This window comes from Xenorhabdus sp. NBAII XenSa04, from assembly GCF_963866145.1.
Taxonomy (GTDB): Bacteria; Pseudomonadota; Gammaproteobacteria; order Enterobacterales; family Enterobacteriaceae; genus Xenorhabdus; species Xenorhabdus indica.
Genome location: NZ_CAWMEB010000052.1, coordinates 1 through 4,177, shown reverse-complemented (window position 1 = coordinate 4,177; position 4,177 = coordinate 1). Strand labels below are relative to the sequence as shown.

The following is a 4,177-nucleotide window of genomic DNA, read 5'->3' as shown; positions in this document are numbered from 1 at the left end:
TGAGGAATACTAAAGGATTAGTTCCTTTAAATGGAGCGGGAAAAGTGCAAGGAGTACTTGGTGTTGGTGCTAAATCTTCGGGTACGTTAGGCACTCAAAGTAGTGGTTACGGTGGTGCTACTTTTGGTGGTTCGTCTGGTTGGAATTATACCCCGAAAGAAGAATAGTAATAAATAATAAGTGATTCATTAATTATACTAAAGCGACTAAATAGGCGCTTTAGTACTTCGATCAGTTAGAAAATTTTAGGCAATTAAATTATAGAATTTTGAAAAACTAATCATCTTTAGGTGGTTGCCATAAATCTCTAGCAAAATACTTGTCATCCACAATAAAAGCAACACTATATCTAGCTCTTGTTATTGCTACGTAGAGTTTATTTTGAACTGTAGCTGTGGAATTTTTAGCAAATACATTTTTCTTTCCTTTTAGAAAATTAATTATAGATTCAGTAGGATGAATTAAGACATGTGCTGCTGTTTGACCTTTGGCGTTACCAAAGGTTTTCAGGTTGCTATACTGCTCATATTCTTTACCCGAGGCTGAGGAGTACCTGAGAATCATTGGTTGATACAGCTCAATGTAACTTGCGATATTGTTTGGGGAAATGTAGAAGATACCTTGATGTTCTATATCTTTCGGAGGTCTAATCTTTGATATTGTTGGCACATAATTTTCTCCCTCGTGAACTGTATCCGCCAACTTGCAAATAAGATCAATGGATCGCCAGCAGTCGTTCATATATTTTACCTCAAACCCCATTTTGGTATATTCAGCTAATTTATCAGCACTTGTTGAAGGTTTTTTGGGATTTGAAGAAGTATGATAAATAGTTTGTCTGAAATCACCAACTGCATGGAATTCGAATTCTTTAGCCTTAACGATATGTTTTAGAAGATCAAAATCCCATCCAGCTAAGTCTTGTGTTTCATCAAGATAAACTCGTTGATAAATAGATTTTATCCTGCTAGCAATATCAGCTTCAGATTCTGTAATTATGCGACAGGCAAGTTTGGATATAAATTCTGTATGAGCTTGCCCCTTAGCATCGAAGAAGTGCCTTGGATTATACGTGTTACCATTTTTTTCTTTCCTTCCACTTATCATGTATCTGTTTTTTATGTGAGGATTGCTACTATTAAGATTTATTCCAGTAATTCTATTGGGAAATATACAGCCTTGATAAGGTCTTACTATATCTTCTAAAATAAATGAGTACCAACCTTTAACAATAAAAAGCTCTCTCCTAACTCCACCTAACTCTTTGAACTTATGAATTAATTCATTTTGATTGCTTCGAGTATAAGTTATAATAAGTACCTTAAAATTATTATTTGTTAACTCTATTGCTTCTTTTACTATTTTCGTGGTTTTCCCAGCTCCAGCGCAGGCAATAAAGAGTTGCTTAGTCAAATTTCAATGCCTCCAATAAGTATTTTGGATACTTAATAGTTTCTTTGCTATCAAAGATTCGTATTGCTGAATCAACTTTCTTTGAACCATAGTTCTTATCACCTTTTTCACCGATGTAAATTGATACAAAGTAAGCTTTTTTCGTATCTAAATCGGATATTCTATTAAATTTTTCATATGCTTTAGGAGATAAGGAAATTTTGGCTAGTGCGTCTAACGAACTAATATCTTTAGCATTAGCTGCAATTAAAGATGGCTCGAGTGATTTTAATGAATCATCTTTTTCTGAAAAGAAAATTATATTGTCGTTGTCGAACTTGAATTTATTTTCGTAATTTTCGATATTCGATTTGTAAGATCCATCATTATCCTTGACCACATGAACCTGAGTCTTGATATGTGTAGCAATATTAAGATAATGTTTAAAACCAAGGCCATGAACAACAATTATGTCTATTCCATCTTCTTCCGGCAATTTATTGTTCTTCTGAAGATATATTTTCTTTAATATCAATTCATCAGATGAACCTTCAACAAGAATCACTTTTTTAGATAGTACTATCCGTAAAGTGTCATATCCTGGTAATCTTTGAAGTGTTTTGGATGTTTTTTTATCAATATCACTAAGTCTCAAGTACTTTTGTGAAAGAAGGCACAAATTGTTTAGGCTTAACTTATTAAGTACGTAGGAGCTATGAGTAGTTATGAAAACTTGATTTTTATTGTTGTCAGATATGAATTTAATTAGTTCACTTAAGTTTGTGTGTGAAAGGTGATTTTCTGGTTCTTCGATCATTACAAAATTAACATTACCTCCCTTATTCAATAGTGCTAATTTTATTTGTATTTTGTTTTGTTCCCCTTTTCCAATATGTGAGAAAGAAATGTCATCTACCGCTAGTTGAAGCCCTGCTTCAACGTTTCCTGAGCTTGTATCTGCTATTATAGATAAACTTTGTTCAGTTACTTGATTTGTAGAGTCAAGATTTTTGTTTAACTGTTCTATCTGTGCCTGCTGCCCAAATGTATTTCTTAGCTGACGGTAATTTAAGTTCAGTAGAGCCTGCTGCTCTTTAGTAAGAGATGAATTAATGATGTTTGAAAGATACTGTGTCTTACCATAAGTGGGATGAAGCCTGGTTGGGTCTATCAGCAAACCTTTAATTTTTCGGTTAAGAAACTTAATGGATTCCCATGCAAAACTAAACCATTCTATTTTGTAGAATTCAGTTGGAATGCTATCAATTGAAACTGCTCTATTAACAAATTCCTGATAGGTGCTTGTCAGTTCATCATCAAAGCAAATTCTAATGAAAACACCGTCTTCATCTTGGTTTGAGCTATTATTTTTTCCTCGATATTCGGGGCAATCGTATAGATAGATTTCGATGAGTATTTCAGGTAATGTTTGCTCGGATTTGTCACCATCTAGAAAATTTTTGACCACTTCATTATTAAATAATTCAGGTAATAGAGAAGTACTTAATGCTTTACCTCTGTAACTGCTGTTGGCTACCAGTTCTAGTGCCTCTAGGATTGTCGTTTTTCCAGAATCGTTATCTCCAACAAGGATATTAACCTTCTTGTTAAAGTCAAAGCTTTCAGATTGAATTTTTTTAAAGTTTTTTATTGTCAGTTTTTTGATATGCAAATTATTCACCTATAAAAAATATGATGTCTATTAAACAACTATGGACTTGAATAGCAAATAAAAAAAATGATGTAAAGCGCGCAATTAAGCATTTTTTCTATTTGGGTGAGAAGTTTCTTCTGGATAGTATTCAATAAGAATAGTTTATGAGCCAATGTGTATTTCCTCTGTACCAAATCGGGTACATAAGTCAGGGCGAGAGCGTGAGTGCTTAAATTAAAAATAACACGAACAATATCTAAGCTATTGTGATGACAGCATGTGTTGAGTTGCTTTAAATTTAATCTATCTAAGGGTTGTTTTTGCTCCAGTTATGTTCATAAAATGTTCACACCCTCGCTCTGGTACATAAGTTAATCAGAATTAACAGATTGGATTTCAATACTACACCAAGCATAATTAGTTGACCCTGCCTACCACAGCCGTTAATATCTTATTTACATCAGTGATCCATCGCCTGCAAGGATCAATATTTAACGGCGAAACAAAACTCTCGTAGCCTGAAAGAGAGAGCAAGAATTGCAGTACATCTGCCCACCTTTGGGAGCAGATATTGCCAAGACACCTAAACCCATCGTCTGGCAATGAAGGTCTCTTAAACTAATAGATAACCCAAAAGGATATCTTTATCTTGTTACCAAAGTGTAGTGAACGTGGGTTCATACACTGGTGTTTCGAATCAACATAAATCCTGTTTATCTTCAATGAGCAAAGGGATAACTTTTGCTCATCCGTTCATACATTTATCTATCTCTGTTTGAATTATTCAACAAACAATTTTTCTACAGCTAATCCATTAACATAACTACCGTTTGACATTTAACCTTAAGGCGTTTTGCTATGCCTGATGGCACTTCAATGTTCGCACGATTTTTGCTGACTGTTTACAGAACTCAAGGGCGTCACTTTTTGTCGGTTTACCGCTGAAAGTGACGCCGCAGCCAAAGAACACCACAACCCTGACAGGCTCACGCCTGTTTCACCACTCAGTGAATCTGACACTGCATTTTTAGATTGAAAAAGGAGAACTTGACGATATCGAGGCTGGCTTTTTTGCCGGTGGGGATGACCTGCTTATGCAGGCGGCAGTACAGCGTACTCAACCGATACCCC

At 34.9% G+C, this 4,177-nt stretch carries 2 protein-coding genes; both read right to left on the bottom strand.

Annotation, left to right across the window (positions count from 1 at the left end):
- Positions 1 to 276: 276 nt before the first annotated feature.
- Positions 277 to 1,413 carry a UvrD-helicase domain-containing protein gene (locus AAC147_RS02435; protein ID WP_047685412.1) on the bottom strand — a complete coding sequence of 379 codons (1,137 nt, stop codon included), beginning with the start codon at positions 1,411 to 1,413 and terminating at the stop codon, positions 277 to 279.
- Positions 1,406 to 3,073: an ATP-dependent nuclease gene (locus AAC147_RS02430; RefSeq protein ID WP_081989142.1), complete on the bottom strand. Its 1,668-nt coding sequence runs from the start codon at positions 3,071 to 3,073 to the stop codon at positions 1,406 to 1,408. The genes AAC147_RS02435 and AAC147_RS02430 overlap by 8 nt, the downstream gene beginning before the upstream one ends.
- Positions 3,074 to 4,177 lie beyond the last annotated feature (1,104 nt).